The sequence below is a fragment of the Alteromonas infernus genome (genome assembly GCF_902705815.1).
In genome coordinates, this window is the sequence record NZ_CACSIG010000016.1 from 1 (window position 1) to 527 (window position 527).

Annotated in this window: 1 pseudogene; it reads left to right on the forward strand. The window is 40.8% G+C overall.

Features of this window, described 5'->3' with window-relative positions:
• Positions 1-500 (forward strand): annotated as a pseudogene (locus ACX5J7_RS03865) (DNA-3-methyladenine glycosylase I); the annotation flags it as partial.
• Positions 501-527: the final 27 nt, after the last annotated feature.

The window sequence follows — 527 nt, forward strand, 5'->3', positions numbered from 1 at the left end:
TTAGACAGTCGAGCATTGTTTGCAAAGTTATGTTTAGACGGTCAGCAGGCGGGGTTGTCTTGGTTAACAATTCTTAAAAAGCAGCAAAACTTTGAGAACGCTTTTCATCAATTTAACCCAGAAAAGATTGCCGTAATGGGCGAATCTGATATCGAGCGACTTATGCAAGATAAAGGTATTATTCGCAATCGATTAAAAATTGCGTCGATCATCCGAAATGCTAAAGGCTTTCTCGCTATAGAACAAACGCAGCCATTTAGTGAATTTATTTGGCAGTTCACAGACGGGCGCACCGTTATCAATAGGTGGGAAGACTTTAAGCAAGCGCCTACCTCGACCGATGAATCAAAAGCCATGTCAAAAAGCGTTAAAAAAAGCAGGGGTTTAATTTTGTTGGCGAAACAATTTGCTATGCGTTTATGCAGGCGGTAGGTATGGTGAATGACCATGAAATTAGCTGTCATTGTTACGAACGTACCTGCGAACTGGCAGTGAAGTAAACGCGCAAAAAGTACAATTCAAATAAA